The sequence below is a fragment of the Segetibacter sp. 3557_3 genome, assembly GCF_004354985.1.
GTDB lineage: Bacteria > Bacteroidota > Bacteroidia > Chitinophagales > Chitinophagaceae > Segetibacter.
Map to the genome: position 1 here is coordinate 489,911 of NZ_SMSK01000002.1, position 22,659 is coordinate 512,569.

15 protein-coding genes are annotated in these 22,659 nt (G+C 42.3%); 8 read left to right on the top strand and 7 right to left on the bottom strand.

What is annotated here, in order from left to right:
* Positions 1–66: 66 nt before the first annotated feature.
* The 3 genes from EXU57_RS06375 to EXU57_RS06385 all read right to left on the bottom strand — a co-directional run bounded on the left by EXU57_RS06375 (position 67) and on the right by EXU57_RS06385 (position 2,840).
* The gene (locus EXU57_RS06375; protein ID WP_133267337.1) at positions 67–1,341 is read right to left on the bottom strand and encodes a relaxase/mobilization nuclease domain-containing protein; all 1,275 of its coding nucleotides are present in this window, start codon (positions 1,339–1,341) and stop codon (positions 67–69) included.
* Entirely contained in the window at positions 1,329–1,718 is a 390-nt protein-coding gene (locus EXU57_RS06380; protein ID WP_133267338.1) for a plasmid mobilization protein, read from the bottom strand. Before EXU57_RS06380 ends, EXU57_RS06375 begins: the two co-directional genes overlap by 13 nt.
* A 219-nt stretch (positions 1,719–1,937) precedes the next feature.
* Positions 1,938–2,840, bottom strand: a complete 903-nt coding sequence (locus EXU57_RS06385; protein WP_133267339.1) for a toprim domain-containing protein — start codon at positions 2,838–2,840, stop codon at positions 1,938–1,940.
* 122 nt (positions 2,841–2,962) lie between these two features.
* Between EXU57_RS06385 and EXU57_RS06390 the strand changes: the two genes are divergently transcribed.
* The 3 genes from EXU57_RS06390 to EXU57_RS06400 all read left to right on the top strand — a co-directional run bounded on the left by EXU57_RS06390 (position 2,963) and on the right by EXU57_RS06400 (position 7,524).
* Positions 2,963–3,298, top strand: coding sequence for a hypothetical protein (locus EXU57_RS06390; protein ID WP_243745527.1), 336 nt, complete (start codon positions 2,963–2,965; stop codon positions 3,296–3,298).
* Positions 3,299–4,760: 1,462 nt separating this feature from the next.
* Positions 4,761–6,683, top strand: coding sequence for a T9SS type A sorting domain-containing protein (locus EXU57_RS06395; protein WP_133267340.1), 1,923 nt, complete (start codon positions 4,761–4,763; stop codon positions 6,681–6,683).
* Between the two features lie 376 nt (positions 6,684–7,059).
* Entirely contained in the window at positions 7,060–7,524 is a 465-nt protein-coding gene (locus EXU57_RS06400) for a hypothetical protein (protein WP_133267341.1), read from the top strand.
* A gap of 205 nt (positions 7,525–7,729) precedes the next feature.
* On the opposite strand, the gene istB is transcribed toward EXU57_RS06400, so the two are convergent.
* Positions 7,730–8,416: an IS21-like element helper ATPase IstB gene (gene istB / locus EXU57_RS06405; RefSeq protein WP_243745528.1), complete on the bottom strand. Its 687-nt coding sequence runs from the start codon at positions 8,414–8,416 to the stop codon at positions 7,730–7,732.
* 70 nt (positions 8,417–8,486) lie between these two features.
* Positions 8,487–10,016: an IS21 family transposase gene (gene istA / locus EXU57_RS06410; RefSeq protein WP_165958050.1), complete on the bottom strand. Its 1,530-nt coding sequence runs from the start codon at positions 10,014–10,016 to the stop codon at positions 8,487–8,489.
* Between the two features lie 229 nt (positions 10,017–10,245).
* Between istA and EXU57_RS24995 the strand changes: the two genes are divergently transcribed.
* A complete protein-coding gene (locus EXU57_RS24995; RefSeq protein WP_165958051.1) occupies positions 10,246–10,419 on the top strand; it encodes a hypothetical protein in 174 nt (57 codons plus the stop codon).
* 118 nt (positions 10,420–10,537) lie between these two features.
* Positions 10,538–10,975 carry a hypothetical protein gene (locus EXU57_RS06415; RefSeq protein ID WP_133267343.1) on the top strand — a complete coding sequence of 146 codons (438 nt, stop codon included), beginning with the start codon at positions 10,538–10,540 and terminating at the stop codon, positions 10,973–10,975.
* A 709-nt stretch (positions 10,976–11,684) separates the two neighbouring features.
* Here EXU57_RS06415 and EXU57_RS06420 read toward each other — a convergent pair.
* Both EXU57_RS06420 and EXU57_RS06425 read right to left on the bottom strand, forming a co-directional pair.
* The gene (locus EXU57_RS06420) at positions 11,685–12,443 is read right to left on the bottom strand and encodes a LytR/AlgR family response regulator transcription factor (protein WP_133267344.1); all 759 of its coding nucleotides are present in this window, start codon (positions 12,441–12,443) and stop codon (positions 11,685–11,687) included.
* A 154-nt stretch (positions 12,444–12,597) separates the two neighbouring features.
* Entirely contained in the window at positions 12,598–15,882 is a 3,285-nt protein-coding gene (locus tag EXU57_RS06425; RefSeq protein WP_133267345.1) for a histidine kinase, read from the bottom strand.
* A gap of 1,175 nt (positions 15,883–17,057) precedes the next feature.
* On the opposite strand from EXU57_RS06425, the gene EXU57_RS06430 reads away from it, so the two are divergent.
* From EXU57_RS06430 to EXU57_RS06440, 3 genes are all read left to right on the top strand, one after another.
* Positions 17,058–17,396: a hypothetical protein gene (locus EXU57_RS06430; RefSeq protein ID WP_133267346.1), complete on the top strand. Its 339-nt coding sequence runs from the start codon at positions 17,058–17,060 to the stop codon at positions 17,394–17,396.
* A 340-nt stretch (positions 17,397–17,736) separates the two neighbouring features.
* A complete protein-coding gene (locus EXU57_RS06435) occupies positions 17,737–20,115 on the top strand; it encodes a WD40/YVTN/BNR-like repeat-containing protein (protein ID WP_133267347.1) in 2,379 nt (792 codons plus the stop codon).
* Positions 20,116–21,400: 1,285 nt separating this feature from the next.
* On the top strand, positions 21,401–22,618 hold the full coding sequence (locus EXU57_RS06440; RefSeq protein WP_133267348.1) for a DUF346 domain-containing protein: 1,218 nt from the start codon (positions 21,401–21,403) through the stop codon (positions 22,616–22,618).
* Positions 22,619–22,659 lie beyond the last annotated feature (41 nt).

Consider the following 22,659-nt stretch of genomic DNA (forward strand, 5'->3'; position numbering starts at 1 on the left):
GATCGTTTTTAAAACTCCCAGGCCAGCCATGTGCTCATTGCGGATTGTCGGTAATTGGGGAGGGGATTACGAACTTTTTAAGACCGTCTTTTTACGTCTTTTCTTTTCTTTCTTTGTTAGTTGACCCGGTAGAAAGTCACCGCTCGTTTGCGGTTGAACCAAGGCGTCAATGATCTCGCTACCGGCCTGCATTCGCGGAGCGTAGGGTGGGTCAGCCATTTGTCCGCCTAAACTTTCTCTTAAGTTGGTTTGTTTAGATTGTTGCTCATCTGCGATAGCTGCTTTAGTTGTTGCGATTCTCTCAAGAATGCCGTTGGCACTATATTGTTTCCCTAGCTCGCTTCCGTTGAATACACATTTTGTTTTGTGGTCAACATAGGTTAAGCCATAGATTAATCCTGACTCGTTTTGCCTGAGTACAGTACTTATTCCTTCTTTCTTCAGAGTGCTAATCAGATCTGGTAGTGATTGACTTGGACGGCGTAGCAAGGCAAGGTCAATCGAGGTCTTGACCCGCCCCTTGTGGAGTTGCCGTGCCTGCTCGTTCGCGAAATATTTCTGTTCCAGGCAAGCTAGTGTTGGCTTGCTGTAGATGAGGCTTGCTTTTATCGGAACACCAACCTTGTTACCCTGTTCATCAAGTATCCGATACACCAGTCCTTTGTTGTTGTAAATCCTCGAGTTTTCACTGCCGAGATCTGCCAGAACATTGTACTGTTTCAGTACTGCATTTAACTCAGCAAGGCTCGTGTATTTGTATTGGTTCAGGACTACGTCAAGCACATTTGTGATTGCACGTCTTGTCTCTGCCTTGCCATACTGAGCCTTGCCCGAACTGTATGCCTTAAGTTCAAAGGCCTGCTCTTTTTTGTTTTGTTCGGCTGGCTTCAGTCCATATGAGATTTCAATTTCCCGCCGAGCTTTTTCGGACTGATTTCTACCGATATTTTGAGTGTCTATCCTAGTCCCGTCAGCCATTATTTTTAATGATACAATATGTATATGCGGGTGTGCGGCGTCGTGATGCTGATACACGAGGTAAGGCTGCGCTCCAAAACCGATCCTATCCATGTAGTTGTTGGCGATTGCTTTCAGTGTCTCGACGGAAAGCTTTTCGGATGGGTCGAAGTTCAGCGAAATATGAACGCTGTTTCTGCTTACATTTTCATTTAGCGCGGCCTGGTTAAGCAGCCTGTTCAGCTTATATTTAAGTGAAAGATCTTCTGCCTCCATCGGATAATTTACTGCCGAAATACAGGCTGCAACTCCCTCCTTTACCTTATTGTCATTGTAGTTCAAAGTGCGATGAAGAGAGTGCCCGGTTTTAATTATTGCAACCATTTTTCGCCCATTTTTTGTACATGAATTTTGATGTCGTTCACTCTTTTAATCAGGATATTTTTCTCTACTTCATAGGTCAGAATCCAAGCCCGGAACTCCGGTATTTTATCCAGCTTATGTAGTCTTTTTACTGCTTGATTAAAGTTATTTCCGATGTTGTTGAGTTCGTTTTTCAGCAAAATCAATTCTGACATATAGTCATCCATAGACTGGTCGCGAACCTTGATTGTAACAGTCTTTTTGAGGAGAATTTTGCGTGCGTATTCGCTCAGCTTTCTGCATGTTGTTTTGCTGAAGTCATTGTGTATGGTGGTGTATTCTGTAGGCTTCAGGCGTAAGTGAAGCCATTTGGTGCGGGTATTCTGATCTGTATTCATCACATTTCATTTTCACGTTTTCAGCAATTTTTGGCTTTGACAATCACCGCCCACGACTCCGGAGTGTGGGGCGGCAAGATCGGTTGTGATACAACCGGACATCTTGCCGATTGCGATAGGGAGGCAATCTGATACGTCTAAAATGTCTCATGACTTACTGATCATCTTTAGGAATTTTGAAAATCAATCTTTTGCTGCTCTAAAGGTGGCTGAGGAGATTTACCTATGTAGTCCCCTGTTATGGTGCGGGCTTTTGCCGATGTGCATCATCCATTCATTTAGATCCTTATAGTTTTCGTACAACGAGCTTCTGTCCTGGTACCTTGGACTTAATGAAAGTGCATAGCGACTGTAATTTTGTCCGGCTTTGTCGCGGTCGAGGTACAGGAGAATTGACTCGTGTTGATCTAAAAATTGCCGGGAAGTTTCAAAAAAAGACAAGGAGTTTAGGATCGTGAAATTGGTCTCAGTAGGTTTTAAATCCGGAAGACTCAGGTAGGAAAGGAAGTCCGTAAATCCTTCGAAAACTGATACGTTTTTTGATGATTTCTGGATCGTTGTAATGCCCTTTGGAGAGCTGCTCAATTTCACAAATGGATTGCGTAATTCGTAGCCGCCATGGTCGTTTTTAAAGCCTATTGCAAAATACGTTTTGCCATAAAGTTCATAGGTAATTTCACGACAATACTCACTTGCAATTTCAATAGAAATTTTCCTCTGCTTTAGGTACCGGCAAAGAGAAAAACTATGCAACGGAGTTTCTTTTACGATAACGATTTTTTTTTTCTTTTCATGTTCAACATTAACTGGTTCTGATTCCCTGATAACCGGCTCGTGAATGAACGAGTTTCCGGTTATTTTAAGCAGGGCTTCTGCCGGGCTACATTGATGGTAGAGCACAGCAAAATCAATGATGTTTCCACCTTTTCCAATACCGTGATCGTACCAACGGTTAAGGCTTCTGTTAACCTTGAAGGAAGGCGTTTTTTCCAGTCGAAGCGGCGAATGGTACCAATAATCCTGTTTGCTGACTTTATCTGGTAAATGCCCGAGTTTCGCCAGGTATTCAACGATGTCATACTGTTTAGCCTCGGCAAAGGAGGGGGCTTTTCTGAATTCCATTTTCTGCACATTTTCTGTTTCACAATTCAGTTTCTTATAATGAAATTAGGTACAGTATGGTACACAAAAAAGACCTGTTCGAATATCGAACAGGTCTTTTTCAAATTGTCAAAATAACTTTGTTGAGAAAACTTTTACTAAAAAAACTTACAATTATGTTCTCAACTAACGATGTCGAAAATCTTTACGATACTATTCTAAGCATTCCGGGTATGAATGATACCGTGAAGATTGATATAAGGCTATCACGCAAGAATGTTTTGTTGTTAAACAAAGTCATAGAACGGGGATTAAAACCTAATCCAGATGACAAGTCAACTGGGCTGTTTAATATTGTTCCTCCTGATGCGTTAGAGCAGCTGTCGATAATTGCTTCAGATTGCCTGGAAAAAGCCGGACTTAAAGAGCTCAATGAAAAGCTGAAATCATTTGGCAACCTTGAAGGAAAAAACAAATAGGTTATTCGGCAGCGACTTTTGGTTTGCGTCCGCGTGTCTTTGGTGCTGCTGGCTCTCAAACCGGTTCTGCAGTTTTTGGTTTTGGACCTCTTTTTTTACTTGGAGTGCTGGTTGACTCAGCACCACTTTCTGAAGTACGAGTGTTTAGTGAATCATACTGAACGGTAATGTTAAGTACGGCATCTGCAGAAAAGATTTTCATTAGTCCTTCGGCGTACTGGGGTGTGAGGTCTGATTAGAACAGTTTGAATTTGATTTGGAAAAGCACCAGCAATTCCTAATAGTGAGGGAGTAGTCTTACTCTATCCAAATACCGGACATCATATATTGATCCACACGTAGTTACAGTTTCTCCAATATGTTGTCCTGCAAGAGTTGGGGAAAGAGGGTTAGCCCGCTGTGCGAACGTCAACGAAGGCAACAGCAGTAAAACAATCAACGTTTTTTCATAAAATTTAGTGTATTTGTCGTCTACAAGTTAGAACAAAGAAAGTTGAAATGGAAGGAGGCTGTTAAATGAAAAATTCTTCAGTTAGGAGTAAGTGTTTCTTTGACTTGCATCAAAATGGGTGGTTGTTTAATTTTTATATTAGTTAAGACGTATCGATTCTCAATAGGATGCTAGGGATAAGACCAATCCATTAATGCTTATTTTCAGGAGAAACAGATCAAAGATATCCCGCCAAGAGGCGGACGGCTCGCTCTGGTATTTAGGGGATCGCAGCCACTAGCTTAATTGATAAAAGATGTGATACATCGGTAAGTAGTGCTTTTGTATCTCAAGGAAATCGATTTTACCTATGGCGTCCCATTTCTGTCGATTCACAACTCCAAACTTACCGGTTACAAAACCAGCTATCACAAGCGATACAGTTGATGTAGCTTAACGTAGAGTAAGTGATTCACTAAAAAACCTTTGTGTCTAGCTGTTGACTGTTTTCAACCGAGATGAAATCGAAAACAGCTTATGAGTTACGGAGAAATTCTAAACATCGGAAATAGAAGTTGATTGCACTTCGTAAGCATTTGACGAACGTGAAAGTTGACCGTCGATATTGGCTATTACAGCAGGTCACGGCTTTGTTAGTTGGCAATTAACGAAGGTGCTCTAACCTGAAACAATTAACTTCTTAAAAAACTGTTTGGGGTTCAGGCTAGTAAACGCACTCGCAAAATCAAAGGTGATTTGGAAGAATGCTGTTGCAAGGTTTAATGATCGACACACATTTCAGAACTATTACTCGAGCCAGCTTTATTGAGAAAAGCAGAAAAAGTTTGTATTGGTAAGGAGAACCTTTTCCTTTTCCATATAGTATCGTAGCGTATAGTGTTCTCCTTTAAAGCAATTAATCGTCTAAGTTCCGCTTTAATAAATCCGCATGCAACTATGAAGGCGCTTATACCACCTACAAAGATTCACTTTAGACAAGTATTCTTTTCATAATTACCCAATCCGCCAAAAATGAGAAAATTCTGTATTAACCGCTATGCCTATTTACTTCTTTGTGTTCTTACTACAATCCCGTCGTTTTCACAAGAGATCAGGAAAGTTTATAAAACGACCCCAAATGGCACCGCTGTAGTCGAGCCGGAACCGGTGTCCAAAGATCAAATAACATTTACCGCCCAGCAGTTGAGTTCTTTGGCTACCGGAAAATTTACGGCCAGCGATTGCCTCGAAAACATTATTGTTAACAGCACAGCGGGAACCTGCGGTGCTACGGTGACCTACACAGCACCTACTACAGGTGTTTGCGAAATGCAGCACCTGTCGCAAACAAATTATACTGATGTTACTGCACTAGGTCGGTTCTCTGCAATTTCATCTTTATGTCTAGGAGGGCGACCCTCTTATCTTAGAGCGTATAATTTACCGGCTTTGGGTATCACTGGTGACTTTACCATCAGCAGTGTAGATTATGGTGGAACAGACAGGGCTTCCTTAATCAACATCTATCAGTGGGATCCAGCTACGACTTTAACATATGCCAATTTTAACCTTGTTAGCTCGGTCGTGCCATCTTCTAGCGCCTCTGTTGGCTATATAAATGAGCCTATCAGTGCTGTAATACCGGCAGGCTATGGAGTAATTGTTGAGATTGAGGGCTCAAAAAGCTTTTTTGGATCAGAGGCATTTCTAATTGCTATTGCACCAACAGAGACGGCCCCTACTTACATTTCTAGAGAAAGATCATGTGATCCATTTGCAGCCCTGGTACCGGAGTCTGGTGAAAGTTCATTCGCTATTCGTGCCATAATCGATGTTAATGGTTGTGCTTCAGCGACAATGCCTGAACAAACAGCTGGACTCCCCAGCGGCAGTGTATTTCCGGTTGGCACCACAACCAATACCTTTCAATCAGGTGGGACTGTCGTATGCAGCTTTGACGTAACAGTACTTGACAACGAACTTCCGACATTGACCTGTCCGGACGTACCCCTGCAATGCTTTAACAATAGTGGCACCTATTCGATTGCACCAGTAGTAGCTGGTGATAACTGCGTTGTTACAAGCGTAAACTATTCGGTTACTGGTGCAACCATAAGAAGCGGCAGTGGCCCAAATGCCAGTGGCAGCTTCAATCCAGGTGTAAGCACTATAACATGGACTGTCACTGATGCTGCTGGAAACACGAACACTTGTGAAACCACGGTCACTGTAGCTGCACCAATTGAGGCTACGATTCCCGATGCCTTTGGTTTTACTCGTGGCGTAGCTCAAAACACCGTCTACATTGGCTATGCTCCTGCATCAGCTATAACATTGACTGCCCAGACATCTGGTGATACCCCACCATATACCTATCTATGGTCTAATGGTGCTACTTCAGAATCTATTACGGTTAATCCAACGGTTACAACTACCTACACTGTAATAATCACTGGTGCAAATGGCTGCTCACAGACTGCCAGCAAAGAGATTAAAGTTATTGATGTACGCTGTGGAAAAAAAGGAGACAAGGTACAAGTCTGTCAAGTACCTCCGGGAAATCCAAACAACGCAGATGAGATTTGTATCGACGCAAATGCTGTCGCAGCCCATCTGGCAAAGGGCTCGTACCTGGGAGGTTGTACAAATGACGCAGTCACCTCAACGAGTAGAAAGAACATTGAACCGGAGGCTTTCGTAGCCGAGACCTTGAGCGTGCAGGTAGCGCCTAATCCTACATCCACTTACTTTACCCTTTCTACCCTAAGCAAGAGTTCCAAACCAGTACAGATAAGAATAATCAATACTGTTGGAATTGTGGTAGAGCTAAAAAACAGTGTCATGCCCAATACCAAGGTGCAACTTGGTCAGGATTTTCGTCCCGGTTTATACTTCGCAGAAGTCATACAAGGAAGAGAATCGATAACAGTGAAACTAGTTAAATCGAACAAGTAGGTAATTAAATACTCATAAGAAAGAGGCAGTCATCGAAGGCTGCCTCTTTCTTACTGAATAAGCCATTGTAGCTTGCTTATAGAGGCTTTCTGCGTTAGGTCACACAGTTTCCAAACACGGGATCTAATCTAAAATCATCACTTCTTTTAGTCAATAGAAGGTCATTACCGAAGTTAACCTGAAGAACAGCTTACCGACAAAGTGTACTTACCCGTAAGCATAAATTACCAACTTAGGTTAAGCAATTAGGCTTGAATATGTAAGCAATAAAATAAATACTTGCTCCAAACTTAGTTGGCAAGCAGTATTTAACTTACAAAACTATATGTGTACTTTAGTTGTACTACATGACTCACCTAAATGCTATCAAAAAGTGATGCGTATACTCTTGGTTCTCCTAACGACTTTGTGTTTTGGGAGGGTTCATGCTCAACATAGTTCTTCTTTACAGAAGAGGTGGAAGGTTATCTCCATTGCCGATAAAGGAATGTGCTACAATTTCAAAAGAGATTCGGTTGCTTTTTCGCCAGAGTTTAGTTCACCTATGGATAAGGAGAAGGCAAGGGAGCTTATAGCAGCTCTTGTTGGTGTGGCTGGTGAAGGTATTTTCGTATTTGGAAAAGATGGACATTATGAAGTGCTGCACGACACTAAGCAGGATGGTATAGGAAGCTACACTGTCAGTAATAAGGATCGTATCATTACCGCAAATGTTGTTAGGAACGGTGTAAAGGCGACCGAAAAAATGAAGTTCTATATAAAAGAAAAACTACTTCATTTCACCTTAGTTAGCGATGCACCCACACCGAAAATGGTGTTAGAAAGGCTACCGCAAAAATAACTGACCACCAAATGGAAAACCTACTTGCATTTGAGTTGCAATTGACAAGTTGATAGCTATTCTTTTCTGTTGCATGCGCAGATGTATAATCCGATGATGTTGACCATCAATCCGGAGTCATTGACCAATCCGTTTGTTTCTGATCTGCAGAAGGCAGCTTTAAGTAATATTTGAAAGAGCTGGGTTTACAAAATAGGTTGTTTTTCTATTTCTTTCTCATCGAGTCGCCTTTTAATTCAATTCGGTGTGCTGTATGAACCATTCGGTCAAGGATGGCATCGGCTACGGTGCTTTCGCCAATTACTTCGTACCATTGAGCTACCGGCAGTTGTGAGCTAATGATCGTTGACTTTCTTCCATGCCGGTCCTCAATGATTTCAAGCAGGAACATGCGGGCGGTGTTGTCCAGGTGAGCCAGTCCAAAATCATCCAGTATTAAGAGATCATATTTTTCGATACGAGCAATCTCACGTGTATAAGACCCGTCAGCTTTGAGCATCTTTAATTTTGTAAATAACTTTTGGGTGTTAAAGTAAAGAGTTCGGTATCCCGACTGGCAGGCCTGGTTCCCGAGCGCTGAAGCAAGATAACTTTTACCAACACCGGTAGCACCGGTTATGAGAATGTTTTCCTTTTTACCGATGAAGCTGGTATCTGCAAGGCGAAGCACCTGTGTTTTATCCAGCCCCCGCGCTGCTGTAAAGTTGATCTCTTCGATGCTGGCCCCGTAGCGGAACTTTGCTAAACGGAGATTGCGGGAGATCTTTTTATTTTCCCGCTCCTCCCATTCTGATTGTATCAGGGTGTTAAGCACCTCGTCGTGTGTAAGTCCGTGGTGGTGATTTGCTGAGAGCATTGACTGGTAGCTGCGCAGCATCCCATGGAGTTTCATCTGTGACATTTTGTTTTGGATCGTACTGTTCATCGTTGTAACGGTTTGTAGTTGTGATGATAATGGTTGATTACTGATAGTCTTGTGGCCCGCGTATGTTGCCATGAAGTGGAAGGGATAGCTGCGGACTTAACTCATCAGTAAAAGGGACTTTGTCAAGGCCTGCCTGGAGGATTTTGGTTATGATGGTGTAGTTAAAAGCACCGTAGAAAGTAGCGCGTTCAATGGCTTTGATCAGCCGGTCTTTACCCACTTTCTTTTCCTGGCTCAGAATGCCAACACAGCTTCGGTAAGCCTGCTCAGGATAACTGGCTTTATCCAAAATGCGAGTGATGTAGTCCTTAGCCACCGGAGCGATAGATCCAGCCCAGCTGGTAAAGTACTCAGGGTTCCATTCGCTTACAAAGCGGTGTGTTGAGGACAGATGGTCCTTATTAGTAGTATAGCTAAACTTCCCCTGTGTTCTTGGATGATAAGCAATACGTTCTTTGTTATAGTATACAGATACCTGCGTAGCAGAATAAATTAATTTTACCTCGCGGCCAATAAAACGGTAGGGAACGCTATAATAATGCTTGTCTTCGTAGATCTGTATGTAGCCATTCTTCATTACAGTTACTTCTTTGAAAACTTTGATCTCATACCGATCAGGGGGCAGTGAAGCAAGAAGCGGCTTTTCATTGGCCTTGAAAAGTTCCTGCCTGCTTTCCGGCCGTTGTTGAAAAGGTTTGCTGTTATGAAGCTGTAATAAATCCTGGATAGCATGATTTAAAGAAGCAAGGCTGTAAAAGACCTGTTCACGCAGGGGAGCGAAGATCCGGCTGTAGGTGATGCTTACTGCTTTTTCCACCAATGCCTTATCACGCGGCTTATAACTTCTGGCTGGAAGAACTGATGTACCGTAATGATTGGCAAAGTCGAGGAAGTCAGCATTGATCTCCGCTTCATATTTGCCAGCTTTTTGCACGGCACCTTTTAAATTATCGGGCACCAGTACACGGGGCACACCACCAAAGAAATGTAGGGCGTTTTCTGTGGCCTGGATAAAATCATGCTTCTTTTGAGAATATACGGCTTCCACATAGGTTAGCTGGCTGTAGCCAAGAACAGCAACGTAGACTTCAACTTCTGTAAGTTCACCTGTTGATGGGTCTACTATAGAAAGCTTCTTACCGGTGTAGTCGATAAACAACTTGTCTGCAGGTTCCTGCTCCAGGTGAAGCGTTCCACAACGGGAAGCTTGATAGTCGCGGTAATGCTCACAGAACTGTGAGTAACTATATCCGGATGGATGCTGTTGTTTGTATTCACCCCAGAGTACCCAACGGGTGACACCGGTCCGCAACAGTTCCTTTTCGATATAAGGAAAGAAGCCCGACAGGAGCTCATACCGGGCTTCTTCAAGGCTGCCACGATCTTGCAGTAAAGCTTCCAAATCCATATCATCCATCTCAAGCAGTGACTGATAATTGAGCTGTTTAACCTCAATTAACCGCAAGTACTTTTTCACAGTGTTTCTCGATATGCTTACTGCCTTTGCAATGGTTTGAAGTGCAACGCCGTTGATGCGATGCCTGATGATCTGTTTGAGTATACTCATGCCAATCGTTTGTCCAGCCATGTTAGTGCAGTCTTTAAATTAAAAAGCTGCAAAACAAAAACGATTACTTAAAACTGCCTTTTGACGAGGTGGTCACGATCGCCGGAATGTCAGGGTTCACATTATTTACCGTGGTCAGTATTGCCGGAATGTCTCTGGTCCGGATTAGGTGGTCACGATCGCCGGAATGTCACCTGGGCTATTCTCAAAAGAGGTCAAGATTGCAGGAATGACAATCGTGATCACAAGTGGTCAACATGACCGGAATGATCTTACGACTTTGCCACACGATAGCCAGCGTACCAAAATGCTCAAAAATAAGGAGTGGTCAACATCACCGGAACAGGTGGTCAACTTGATCGGAAAGGGTGGTCAGTATTCACCAGAATATACACAGATCTAATTTTCAGCCAAAGAATGGCTGCTGCTTTGCTATTGTCGCGGCGATTAACCTATTATATCCCGGGTCAAATGAATAACGATTTGCTTAATTATAGAAGCTTAGTACTTTAAATTTTATAATGAGGAACACAGCCCCAAACTATCAGGTATTCTTAATATTTTCAATCGTGTTGGTAGGAGTTTTGCTGGCTAACTTCATAAAGTATCGACAGGAGCAACAACTATGGCAAAATACCTCTCTTGCCAGTGGACGTATTACTAACCTATCAGTTCCAAGGGGCTTCCAACAAGTTTTTGCAGATTATGAATACGAAATAGATGGGAAAGTCTATTCAGGAAGAGCTGGTATTAGAAGCAAAAACACATTCGGAGATCGGGATTTATTGAATATGACATTAATCAATAAATTCTTTCCGGTAGTGTATCCGAATGCCAATCCAAGTAAAAGCGAAATGTTATTATCTAAGAACCAGTACCTGAAATTCAAGGTAACTAGACCCGCCTCTCTCAAGATATACTTTAGGATAATTGATAGCATCTCGAATGTAATAAATTGAGGTCCTCGGCTAACCACTGCTTGAATGAAATAAAAGGTTTTGGCATGGGAATTCCTTTTGTGTCAATAGTTGTGAGGCTTGTCGTCGTTTGCGATATTGACCATCAAAATCGAACTCGTCATTTATGATTACTAGCGAGTTTGACAAATAGCAGCGTTAAAAACTGCTCAACAACCTTTACATCAGCTGCCAATGTCCACAACAGCAACTGCAGATATCCCGTCATTAAAGCAAATCTCGCCTAACTGACGCACAAAATTATCCAACAATGATAGATTTATACAATCGCTGCAAGTCGTAATAATTTCACTTCACAGAACCGAAGTTCAGTGGCTTTGTTTTGATCAACCACTATCCTGCTTTGTAGTATTCAGTCAAAAAGTTAATAAGCAGCGGACACCGTGCGTACTGTGCCGCGGTGAAGTAATTTGTATGTTGTTGGTGCATTTATAAGTCGGGTTGGCTTTCAGTGCTTCATCTATTCTTCTGGTTTACTCGGTTCTTCATTGATCACACCGTCAAGATTGTATTGGACTGCACTACAACCACAATCCGGGATAATGAACTATAGTATTTTGTTCAAGGGCAGTGCACTTTGTTGTTGAAGCTTCTCTCTTTGTTTGATATTGAACCAAGTACTTCTCCCAATAGTTACCGCTCAAGTTGCACTGTATGATGTTTCAGCATTAAATGCGCCCGAACCCGAAAGTTATCGGATGCACTCATCAATAAATTCCTGTCGTTTGTTTCTTGAAATTGGTATTTGTGCACCATTACTCATAACTACAAACCCGCCCTCTGTGCGTACAAACTCAATTATCTTCTTTGTATTCACCAGGAACTGTCTATGGGTACGGAAGAAACCTGATAAGTTCAGGATATCATCGATTTCAGCTAGGGGCTTTGAGATCATGATGGGCGGTTTTGCTTCTAAAAAAAACTTGGTGTAGGTGTTATAAGCCTCACAATAGATGATTTCATCTACTCTTTGAAACAAGTACCCCCTTGCATGAGGCAAAATTATACGCTCCAGCGCCTCGCAACTCTTATACGACTTCATGCCTTGTTGCATTACATCTACCTTTTCCTGGTATTTACGGCCTCCCTGCAATACTTTGACAACTGCAGCTTTTAGTTCATCGGAAATTATTGGTTTAAGCAGATAATCCAAGGCACTAAACTTAAAAGCTTTCAAAGCGTATTGATCATAGGCTGTAGTGAAGATAAGGCAAAAGTAAAGATCGCTTACCTGCTCAAGTAGCTGAAACCCATTTAACTTTGGCATTTCTATGTCCAAAAAGACGATATCCGGAAGTTCTTTTCGTATCAATTCGATGCCTGTTTCGCTGCTTATGGTGCTGCCACATATTTGAACTTCCGGACAATTTTCGATCAATAGGAGCCGTAAAACGTCAATAGCGTTTTGCTCATCATCTATAATCACGGCTTTGTACGTTTCTTTTCTCATTTAGATAGTTTTCTTGCAGATGAAAGCATTCAAACCAACATCGCCCTGATATCCTATTAAGGTTGGTCACAAAAACAGATGCAGGACCAACCTGCTAATTTCTAAAACTCTGCATATGGAGGACTCCGACCCGTAATCTTCGTCAGCAAAATATTCACACAGGTATTAACATGGTAACCCTTGTTCCTGCAGGTTTTTGCAATTGATCATACAGATCGTCAATCTGTACAGTTGTGTTGATCCCATATAGTTTGTTTACCACCTTGATCCGATCACTTGTGATTTGCAAGCCATACGACTTATGCGCTACCGCTGATTTGCTTTTTAATTCCATTGCCTTGGCACGCCCGATTCCGTCATCCTGAATAACAATCATTAGAAGAGTATCTTCTGGTTGTGTTATATGCAATTGTAAGTGGCCAATTACTTCGCTTTGCATTAGCCCATGCCAGATGGCGTTCTCAACATAAGGCTGGATCAGTAATGGTGGAATTTGTACGTATTGCGCATCAATGTTCGGATCAATGTTTATTGTGGACCTAAACTTGTCACCAAAGCGTAATTTCTCCATACCTATGTATATTCGAAGTGCTTCCAGATCTACCTGTAATGAAACTTTTGCCGACTTGCTGTTTTCGAGAGTTAATCTTATTAGCCGCGAAAACTGAACAAGATAGTCAGATGCTGTTTTTTTGTCGTTGCTCAGTATATATTTGTTTATACTATTTAAGACGTTGAAGATGAAATGCGGGTTCATTTGAGCACGTAGAGCCGCCATTTCTGTTTCTGCTAACTGCTTGTCAAATTCTGCCGTAAGTTGCTTCAGTTCTGCTTCCCGTTGTTTCGCCACATTTTCGCTTTTCAGTTGCTTTACGCGCAAAAAGTAAAACACGGTAAGAAGTGTGATAATGAACAAGCAGAACGCTGTTTTAAACCACCATGTTTGATACCACGCCGGAGTTATGGTGATTGTTAAAAGGATCTTAGGGGCGCCCTGCACGCCGTCATTGTTTGCCGCCTGCACGTAAAACGGGTAAGTTCCGGCAGGCAGAGCTGTATAGAAGGCTTCGGTGCGGGTGCCCGCATCAACCCAATCCTCATCCACTCCCTGAAGTTTGTACCGGTAAGTGTTGTCTTCTTCGGCGATATAATTGTTGCAGGTATATTTGATGCTAAAAAAGTTCTCATTACTTTTTAGTCGAATGTGCTGATTGTATTCAATGGTAGTACAACCGTTGAGGGGTTGGCCAGCTAATAGAAAGTTGCTGATCCGGGGGACTGGCTTTAACGGATTGCGTGTGATTGCGGAAGGGTCAATGATAACACCATCGTGCATCATAAATCGCCCGTCCTGCAGCGCAAACGGGCGGCTTGTAGCTTCCCAGTAGTAACCGTCCGCAGCATCGAAAACTTTGAAGTTTTTCGTAATTGGATCACCATGCGCTACTCCGTCAAGTGTTCCTAGCCAAAGCTTGTTTGCTTTATCAGCTATTATCCAGTCACAGTCCAGGTGAGCAATCGTCCTAAAAGTTGCTCTTGTTCCCGGTACCGCTTTTGTCATGCAAACTCCTGACCGTGAGGCTATATAGAATGTTTGGTCGGGACCCTCACAAACACGGGGTGATTGCACTCCGAGCAAGGAGGTTGTATCACCTTCTTGCGGCGAGTAGTGTTCAAAGATCTCTTTGTCTGGATAAAAGATATCCACTCCGCCAACCGTACCGCACCAGATGCGGCCATAACTGTCCCCGGCAATACGGACAACATGATTGTCCTGTGGAAAATGGGGGGAAGGCTCGGTTGTATTTGTCTTGTAAATTTTTACACTTTTAGTCTTCAGGTTTATTTTCACAAGGCCAGTGTTGGCCGACGTTCGGCGGCAGCTATAAAGGATGCTGTCGTTCTGCATTACGTTATTATATAGGTCGGAGTATTCTTGGCTGCCGCCACTTTGAGATGCAACTTTTATAGGTACTGGTTCTATTGTAAACATTTTAAGATCCAGCTTAAAGGCCAGAAAGCCTAAGACATAGAATTGATGATTACCAGCCGGGATGAATTGTCGTATGGTGGAAAGGTTGGAAGAAGCTTGAACCCAGGTTCGGCGAAGGATCTTATCGCCCTTTACTTCGAAAATCCCAGTTTTTCTATAGTCCGTTGCTGGTACAGTTGCCTTGACAGCCACAAGGTAATGTTCTACTCCTAGCTGATATAATGCCGTGATTTTCTTTCCGCGTAAAAGGAGACGTATGCCATCGGCTGCAGCAGAGAAACGGTTTGATAATGTGTTGCTTTTGAAAACGCCATTTACCCCGGCCAGCCATTGATTTGCACAATGGTCGACTAACGAAAATGCTGACTGTTTCAAAAAAGGAGGCGCAATTGCTGATCCCTTCAAATAGGAGTAGTGGTAAGCGGTTGCGGTTTGGCAGTTAAATTTAAAGCCATTATTGTTTGTGGTAATCCAGAGTTCGTCTTTACTTATAAAAGTGATGTTTAGGATGTCGTTACTAACCTCATCCGCCCGACCCGAAGTGATATCAAAATAGTGGTGATTCCATTTTCCCGTGTTTGTATTAAAGCAAAATAAGCCAGTACCCCAACCACCAAACCAAATACGACTATCATCATCGATATACAGCGTTACTGAATTGATAGTTGCCATATTTGGTGGCTTGTGTAATTGAGCGGCATCGGTATTCGAATCTGAATATGAGATTTTCGGCGCAATAAATGTCCAACATTTATTTTTTATGTCGAATCTGAATAACCCCTCAAGTGTATTCGTTTTGCCAACCGCCCACAATGTGCCATATTTGTCAGTTTCCATTTTTGCGATACTTAATGACTCGCCAGTGTAAACTTTGTTTTCTTCACTAAATACAAACGGATGTTGCAGGCTATGCAAGTGCCGGGTGCTGGTGTCAATCCGGTATAGTCCTTTTCCCATCAGCGAAGTGTACAATGTGCCATCAGATGTTTTTCGCACAAACCGTGTTTTAGGAGGAAACCGTTTGAACTGACCCGTTACCCTATCCAACTTCACTATCCGATCGCTCGTTGTGATCCAAAGGATGCCAGGTGTTTCTTCCCAAATCTCATCGATACAATTTACAGGGAGCGAAGCGTGATTGTTAGGGTCAAATCTAAAATGCTTTATAGCATTACCGGAGTAACTTAATAATCCGTCGGACTCAGTGCCGATCCATACTGTTTGGTCGCTGCCCTGGTAAATCACCTGCGCCCTCTTGATAGATAGATTATTCTCTTTCACCTCTGTAAAATTACCTACTAGTTGCTCTCCCGGACGGAAGTAAACTTTTTTGAATTCAAGGTTCTGTGCCTGGATGAAAGAACAATAGCAGAACATCGCAGCCAGCGAATAAAAAGGTAGGCCGTAGTTCCTGCAACTAAAAATAATGGTGTGTAAGCGGGTCACCGTTAAATTTATTGATTAAGGCTTAATTAAAGAAGAGCTACTTTGTAAATCAACCCTTTCACCATGTAAACTGTTGATTTAGAAAGGTAAGCTGCATTGGCGGTCTAGAACTCTCGGATTAAAAATCATTCAGGATATATTTCAGCCGAACTTATCTATACCCAAATTCAAGGCGCCGGGACCGTTCTTCGCATTGTTAAACCGACCATTTACAACCTCAATTGTACACCTCACTAAGTAAATCATAAAACTGCCAAACCGCAGTATAGGTTTACACTCGGGAACAAAGAATCATTCTCAAACAATTCAGATGAATAAACAAACACACTCACAGCTGTATGCAAATCTCAAGAGTCGTCCGCATACTAGCTGATAAGGAATCCTTTATGGAGCCTGGCTGAAATCAGGTTATATGAAACTAAAGAAAAGCTCTATTAACCGTACCCAATCTAATATATGCTCATTTGCATTTATCAAATTAAGCTCCTGAAGAAGACCAAGGCCCAGGAATTCGAACAATCTATCAAAAACGAGCTTTTTCCACAGGCTAGTCTAATATCCACTCGGCGAGGTGCAATCATGCATATACAACTTTTGAAGGCTGACACACTTAACCTGACCAGTCAATATCAACTGCTTATACATGGAACCCCTTTAACCCACGAGTGGGAAGAGAGGATCAAATCTTTTGGAGTAAAGACTTTTTCTGAGGCAACCTACAGCGAATGTGCAAGTTGGCTGCAGAAGTTATCTGAATACCCTGCAGAAAGGTCTTCATAGCAAGGATGAGAAAACAAGTGATCACAATGTCGAGAAAGAATAGTTACCAGGTAGCTTTCTGGTGCTCTGCTGGCGTTCAGTATTATGGGACATGGTACATAGGTTCCATTTTAATCCTTGCAATTAAGACCGATAGGTGGTGTCGGCAGAGGTCGGGATGCAGAGCAGACTTCAGCCAAATAACAGGTAAGCACTGTCGTATAAGCATTGGATAATAGAGGCGTTTACACGGCTTCTGATGAAGTTTGCGGTTATCATACGCATCATTTGCTGTCACGGCGCTTTTTTTATTGCTTAGCCATTTGTTACTTTAGCCCTTTGTCATACAATTTTTGACATGGAAGGGCATTTGGCATGAAGTAAGCTTAACTCATATTCGAATAAAATCATGGTTAGTGACTGATGCAAAACTCAAAATCTCTGAAGAGAACTTGGACCAGTTAGTTGCATTTCTGATCCAGGAATGGAGCTTTGATTTTGAGAAGCATAGTACAGACGCGTCAATACTGATTTCAGAAAACTTCTACTTTAGAAATATGTCTACTCAGATGAACATTGTGATCTTGAAAAAAGAAAACAATTCTATACTGATAGACATCGTAGCAGGAGGGGGTGCTGGTATATTCCATGTTGATCTTAATTCTGCAAAAGCGTTCGTTGACGGGATGTCCAAATTAGTCATGAAATACGCAAAGGAATATGGGCTTAATGTAAGAAAAATAACCCCCGCGTGAGTGCCGCCAGTTTTAGCTGAGCTGCTTTAGTTACAGGCTTTGGCATTTCCTTTAAGAATAGTTCATTATTGGACAATGTATGTATGTTGGATGACTACTTGTTCATCAGGAAAACTAATCAGTATTGCTGTTATTTAGTCCTGTCGCTATTTCTTTTCAATGGCTTCTAGCGATCGGGTTTATCGTTTCGATTCGAACTGCAAACGTTTTTTCCCGAAAGTTGGGAATCTTCAATCACACAAGCTATACGTAGCGAAAGTTGTGGCGAAGCGTGCATTGACACATTTTTTCGCCGAGAACGTTCCCTTGAAGTTTAGATAACGATTGTAAAATCAAATAAATGAAAAAGATACTTTGCACTGTTATTTGCATTTTAGCTTACACCTTGGTTTATTGTCAAGCCATAAAAGTTAACCCGGGCGCTACTGTTCCCGATTTCAGAACATTAAGTCCCGTCGCTACCGACGTTAAATGGACACTAGCTAATCCATATGGTATTCAAGTCGATGTGACTAAAGAAAACTGGCATGCAGGGAAGATTATTAGTGTCTTAGTGAATAAAGGAAATGGTATCATTGCCGCTTCTGAAACCAGTGGGGTCTGGTTATTATCAGAAAGCGGCAGTGCTATCTCTCTAAGCAATACCTGGGAGAACCCTGATGTGCAGTGTTTAAGTTTTGGTCCTGATAACGAGAATCAGGTGTTTGCCGGCTGTCGTAGATTACGGGGAACCAATAATATGCCGCTACTATATGTCACAGATATTTCCAAAAGTCTTCCCTTGATACAACCTTGGGTCGCTGTGCCCGTTCCTATTGAGGTAGGTAGTATATACCAGATAGCCGTTTTACCCGCCGATCGTAAAATAGTATTGGCGTGTGACGGAGGTATTTATTGGTCAAATATCCCTAAAACGGAGGGTGAGTATTTTTGGCAAAAAGCCACTGGTTTGCCTGACGGACCCTACTTTGGCGTCGCTTTGGGACCAGACAACACAGTTGTTGTTTCAGCGTGGGGTGCAGATTTGGCAAGGAAGCGCTATGGTATTTTTCACGGCGGTTGGATGAAACCAGGCTCTTTTCCAACCGCTATGATACAAACATTGCAGTTTAGAAGAGCAAAGATGACGCTTTTTGGTTTTACAGAGCAGGAGATGGGTAGGACCAGTATTGCGTCTTGTGAGACTCAGCCGGAAAATATGTATGCGCTTAGTACTGTTGATACCAGCGGCGCTCCAAACGCTGTTCTTCGTTCTCAAGACGGCGGTAAAACGTGGGTTCGTGTAGCTGGCAACCTAAGTTGCCCATGGGTAAAAGGCAGCAAAAACATTACCAATGCTGAAATAAGTGGCACGAATGGCGCAGGTGGGCCGATCCACAGAATAACTGTCTCAAAAACGAATCCGAATCTTATAGCATATGGAGGTTTATGGGCTTATTATTCAAAAGATGGAGGAACTAATTGGGAATTTATAGGTGGTTGTGATTGGAATAAACATCCAGGCTTACATGCAGATGTACATGAAGTTCATTTTGATCAGAAAGAACGCATGCTAATTGCGAGTGACGGGGGTGTTGCAATTACTGCTAATTATGGTAACACATTTAGTACCAAGTATAACGAGAAACTTGCAAACTTGCAATGGTACAGCACTTTTGTAACACGGAATTTTTATGGAAGGTTCGATGTAAGTTATCAAGAACCAGGACTCATAGGAGGTGGATTGCAAGACAACGGTAATTTGTATTCTAAGGTAGGGTCTAATCTTACTCCCTGGAAACAACTTGACGGGGGTGATGGGGGTGCTGGTATGTTTATCCGAACTGGTAATTTTCTTCGGGCAAATATGAACTCAAGTATAATGTGGTACTCAAGATGGGATGCAGCAAAGGGTGAACTTGTAGGAAGAGATGTCGTCCCCTTTAGAGATCCAAGAAAATTGCCGTGGGTAGATTTCAAACTAGTAGGGTTACAATCTGACATTGTTAATTCTCCACAATTCCGTAATGCGGCAGGACAGCTAATGTATGTAGTTGCAGGCCAAGCTGGTAAGTTATATGGTTTATTTGCAAATGCCGATGGTAGCGATCCGCATTGGGAACTCGTTGCTTCATGGCTTATAGACGATCATAGGATTGATGCAGTTGCTTCTGCTACCGGTAAACAGATATTTGTAGCTGTAGGGGGACCAAAAGGGCCAAAAATATGGCGTATTACTCCCTCGTTGGAAAAGATGTCCGATTTCGGTGGGGGCATCGGGGGTGGTTTTGTGTCAGGAAGAGTCGAAGAACTTGCCAATCTACCTAGTGAGATGATGCCAAGTCCCGGAGATGAAAGCCGTTATTTAACTTTAAACCGTCTATTTTCCGAAAGCGATCAAGTGCTCTATGCCCTTTACAACAGCTATCTGAGTGGTAAGGGCGGGGTATTGCAAACTTTAGATGGTGGATTAACCTGGAAGAAAATGCAAGGATTACCGGATGAAGGTTTTTATGGGTTAGAAACTGACTGGACTGTGATGCCTAATACTGTTTATGTCTGTACCGACAGGCGTGTTTATAGAAGCACCAATTCCGGCAAAACTTGGCTAGATGCCAGTCAAGGCTTACCGGAAAGACCACACTGTGCCGATCTAAGTTTTGTTAGAAATCCTGATGGTAAGCGCTATTTATATGTAAGCACTTATGGCTGGTCGGTCTGGCAAACTGAAATAAAATAGCGCAAGCTACCGTCGAAAGTATATAATCCTAGTCGTCTTTGCTTTAGAATTGTAGCACTATTACACTTCCCACGAGTAGCTGAAGATAGTGGCAATTTGAACACGCAGCGGATGATGGAGGTAGACCATAGTTCGGAAATAGCCTCTCCACTAAACAAACTTTTTCTCGCCATAAACAAACAAGCTTTTATGCACAATTAAGTTGTATCTGAGGCTTTGGTTTTATCGCACTTGCTTAATTCCTTAATTAAGCACTAACCCTTACCAAATGTTTAAAGGTCGTTACTTTCCTATGCAGATTATCTATTGGCATTATAGTTTAATACAAAATCATCTTAAGTTATCAAGATGTAGAAGAGCTATCAACTCATGGGGAAGAGATAGTAGACCTTAGTGCTGTACAAAGATGAGGATATAACTTAATCTAATGATTGATGTCGGATTTAGGAAAAAGAGCGTTTTTGTATGAAGGTGATAATAAGCCACGAAACACCGTGAATGTTCTATAAAAAACGAGAAATAGCTTTGCAGCATACAAGTTACTGCTTAAAGCGGTCAGTAAAGATCGATGTATGAAACCAACTAACATACAAAGGAGCGCAGAATAAAGGCGGCGCAGGAACTAACAATATGACTTGGTTTAGGCAATGAGAATTAGGCACAATAAGTCTTTCGATAGTATGGTAGAGGGAGAGCATAAATTGATAACCTGGCGACTACAACTGATATTCCCATTTATGAGCTTCAAGTCGGCAACGAAAACATGGTTAGGAACAAAAAAATATAGACGTTTTAATGGCAACAAGCTTTCTGTCGATAAGTAGTTCGCAATCCTTTTGTTCATAAGCAAGATAATCTTAGTTCGGTTAAACATTCCATGTTAGTGATTGATGTGTTTGGAAATTTACAGCAGTCTTTTTTCATTATCAGTTCTCATTGCTATAAGTCCTAAATGGAGAGCTTTCGGCGATTAAGCATTTGACTTATTTCAGATAAATTAGTTATAGCCTTAATTTGAATTAAGTCAATTAAAAGGAGTTATGCAAAGACCAGGTTTTGTTAGAAAATAAAAAAGACTACAACAAGCCTTAACCGATGCAGCGAAAAGCACTAACACAATGCTGTTACCTTAACTAGAGGCTAGCCAAGTCCCCAGATAGATTAGCACTGATTAGCAAAATTGCTTCATGCTCTTATGTGTATCTGTATATAAGCTTGATCTGTCTAATTAACTCATCTTAATAAACACAATTAATAATCAGAAGCAAAACGGAGGAAAAAAAATATGAGTTGGCGTAAATGGGAACCTTTGGGAGGCCAGATTATTGGACCCCCTGCCGCTATTGCCTTCAAAAGCCCTTTTCTAGATGTTTTCGCCCGAGGTATAGATAACCAGTTGTGGCAAAAAGCATGGCGGAAGGATCGCTGGGTTGAGTGGCATAGGCCTGATGGAGAAAATTTTCTTTTAGATTCTTCTCCGACAGTTGCCTCCACCGGCAACGATCTTCAAGTATATGCACGTGGAACAGACGGGCAGTTATGGGCTAAGGTATGGATAGATCGTCAAGGATGGCGTAGATGGGAGCCAATGGGTGGTCAAATTATCGGCGCACCCACTGCTATTTCTTTCAAAAACATCTTTATGGATGTTTTTGCACGTGGTATAGATAACCAATTGTGGCAAAAAGCATGGCGGAAGGATCGTTGGGTGGAGTGGCATAGGCCGGACGGAGAAAACTTTGTTTTAGACTCTTCTCCGGTGGTTGCTTCAACTGGAAACGATCTTCAGGTATATGCACGTGGAACGGACGGGCAGTTGTGGGCTAAGGTTTGGGTAGATCGTAGAGGCTGGCGCAGCTGGCAGCCTTTGGGTGGTCAAATTATCGGCGCACCAACGGCCCTGTTTATTGTTTCGTTTAAAAATCAATTATTTGATGTTTTTGCTCGGGGCACAGATAATCAATTGTGGCAGAAAGCTTGGCGAACTAACCACTGGGTGGAGTGGCACAGGCCTGATGGAGAAAATTTTGCATTAGACTCCTCTCCGGCAGTTGCCTCAACGGGGAACGATTATCAAGTATATGCCCGGGGAACGGACGGGCAATTGTGGCGTAAGGTATGGGTAGATCCACCACCTCTTAAGGAATTTACAACACTCTTCACTCTCCATGCCGACTCAGTTTTTGCCGGAGTCCAAACCTATGCAGGCGGATTTCCCGGTAGTCTTATTATGGCTGGAGAGATCAAGGCCATAAATATCCCTGTGCAGATCGAACCTTATACAGTGTCATTTCTAAAACCGGGATTCTCAAGTACTGATCTAAACAACGAGAACGCTTGGATAACGGTCGGTTCAGGAAGTAGTTTAACAGGAGAAAACCTAAAGCTTTTCCTGGATCCGCAAAGGAAGCAGGTGGCTGCACGTGCTGCCTCTTCAAAACAGATCGCTACACAACTTCTACTAACGGTAACGTACACAAGTAGGGACGAAATTCTTTTCTAACGTTTGTTACTGCTCGATACAAGAATCACGGTAAATTCTGG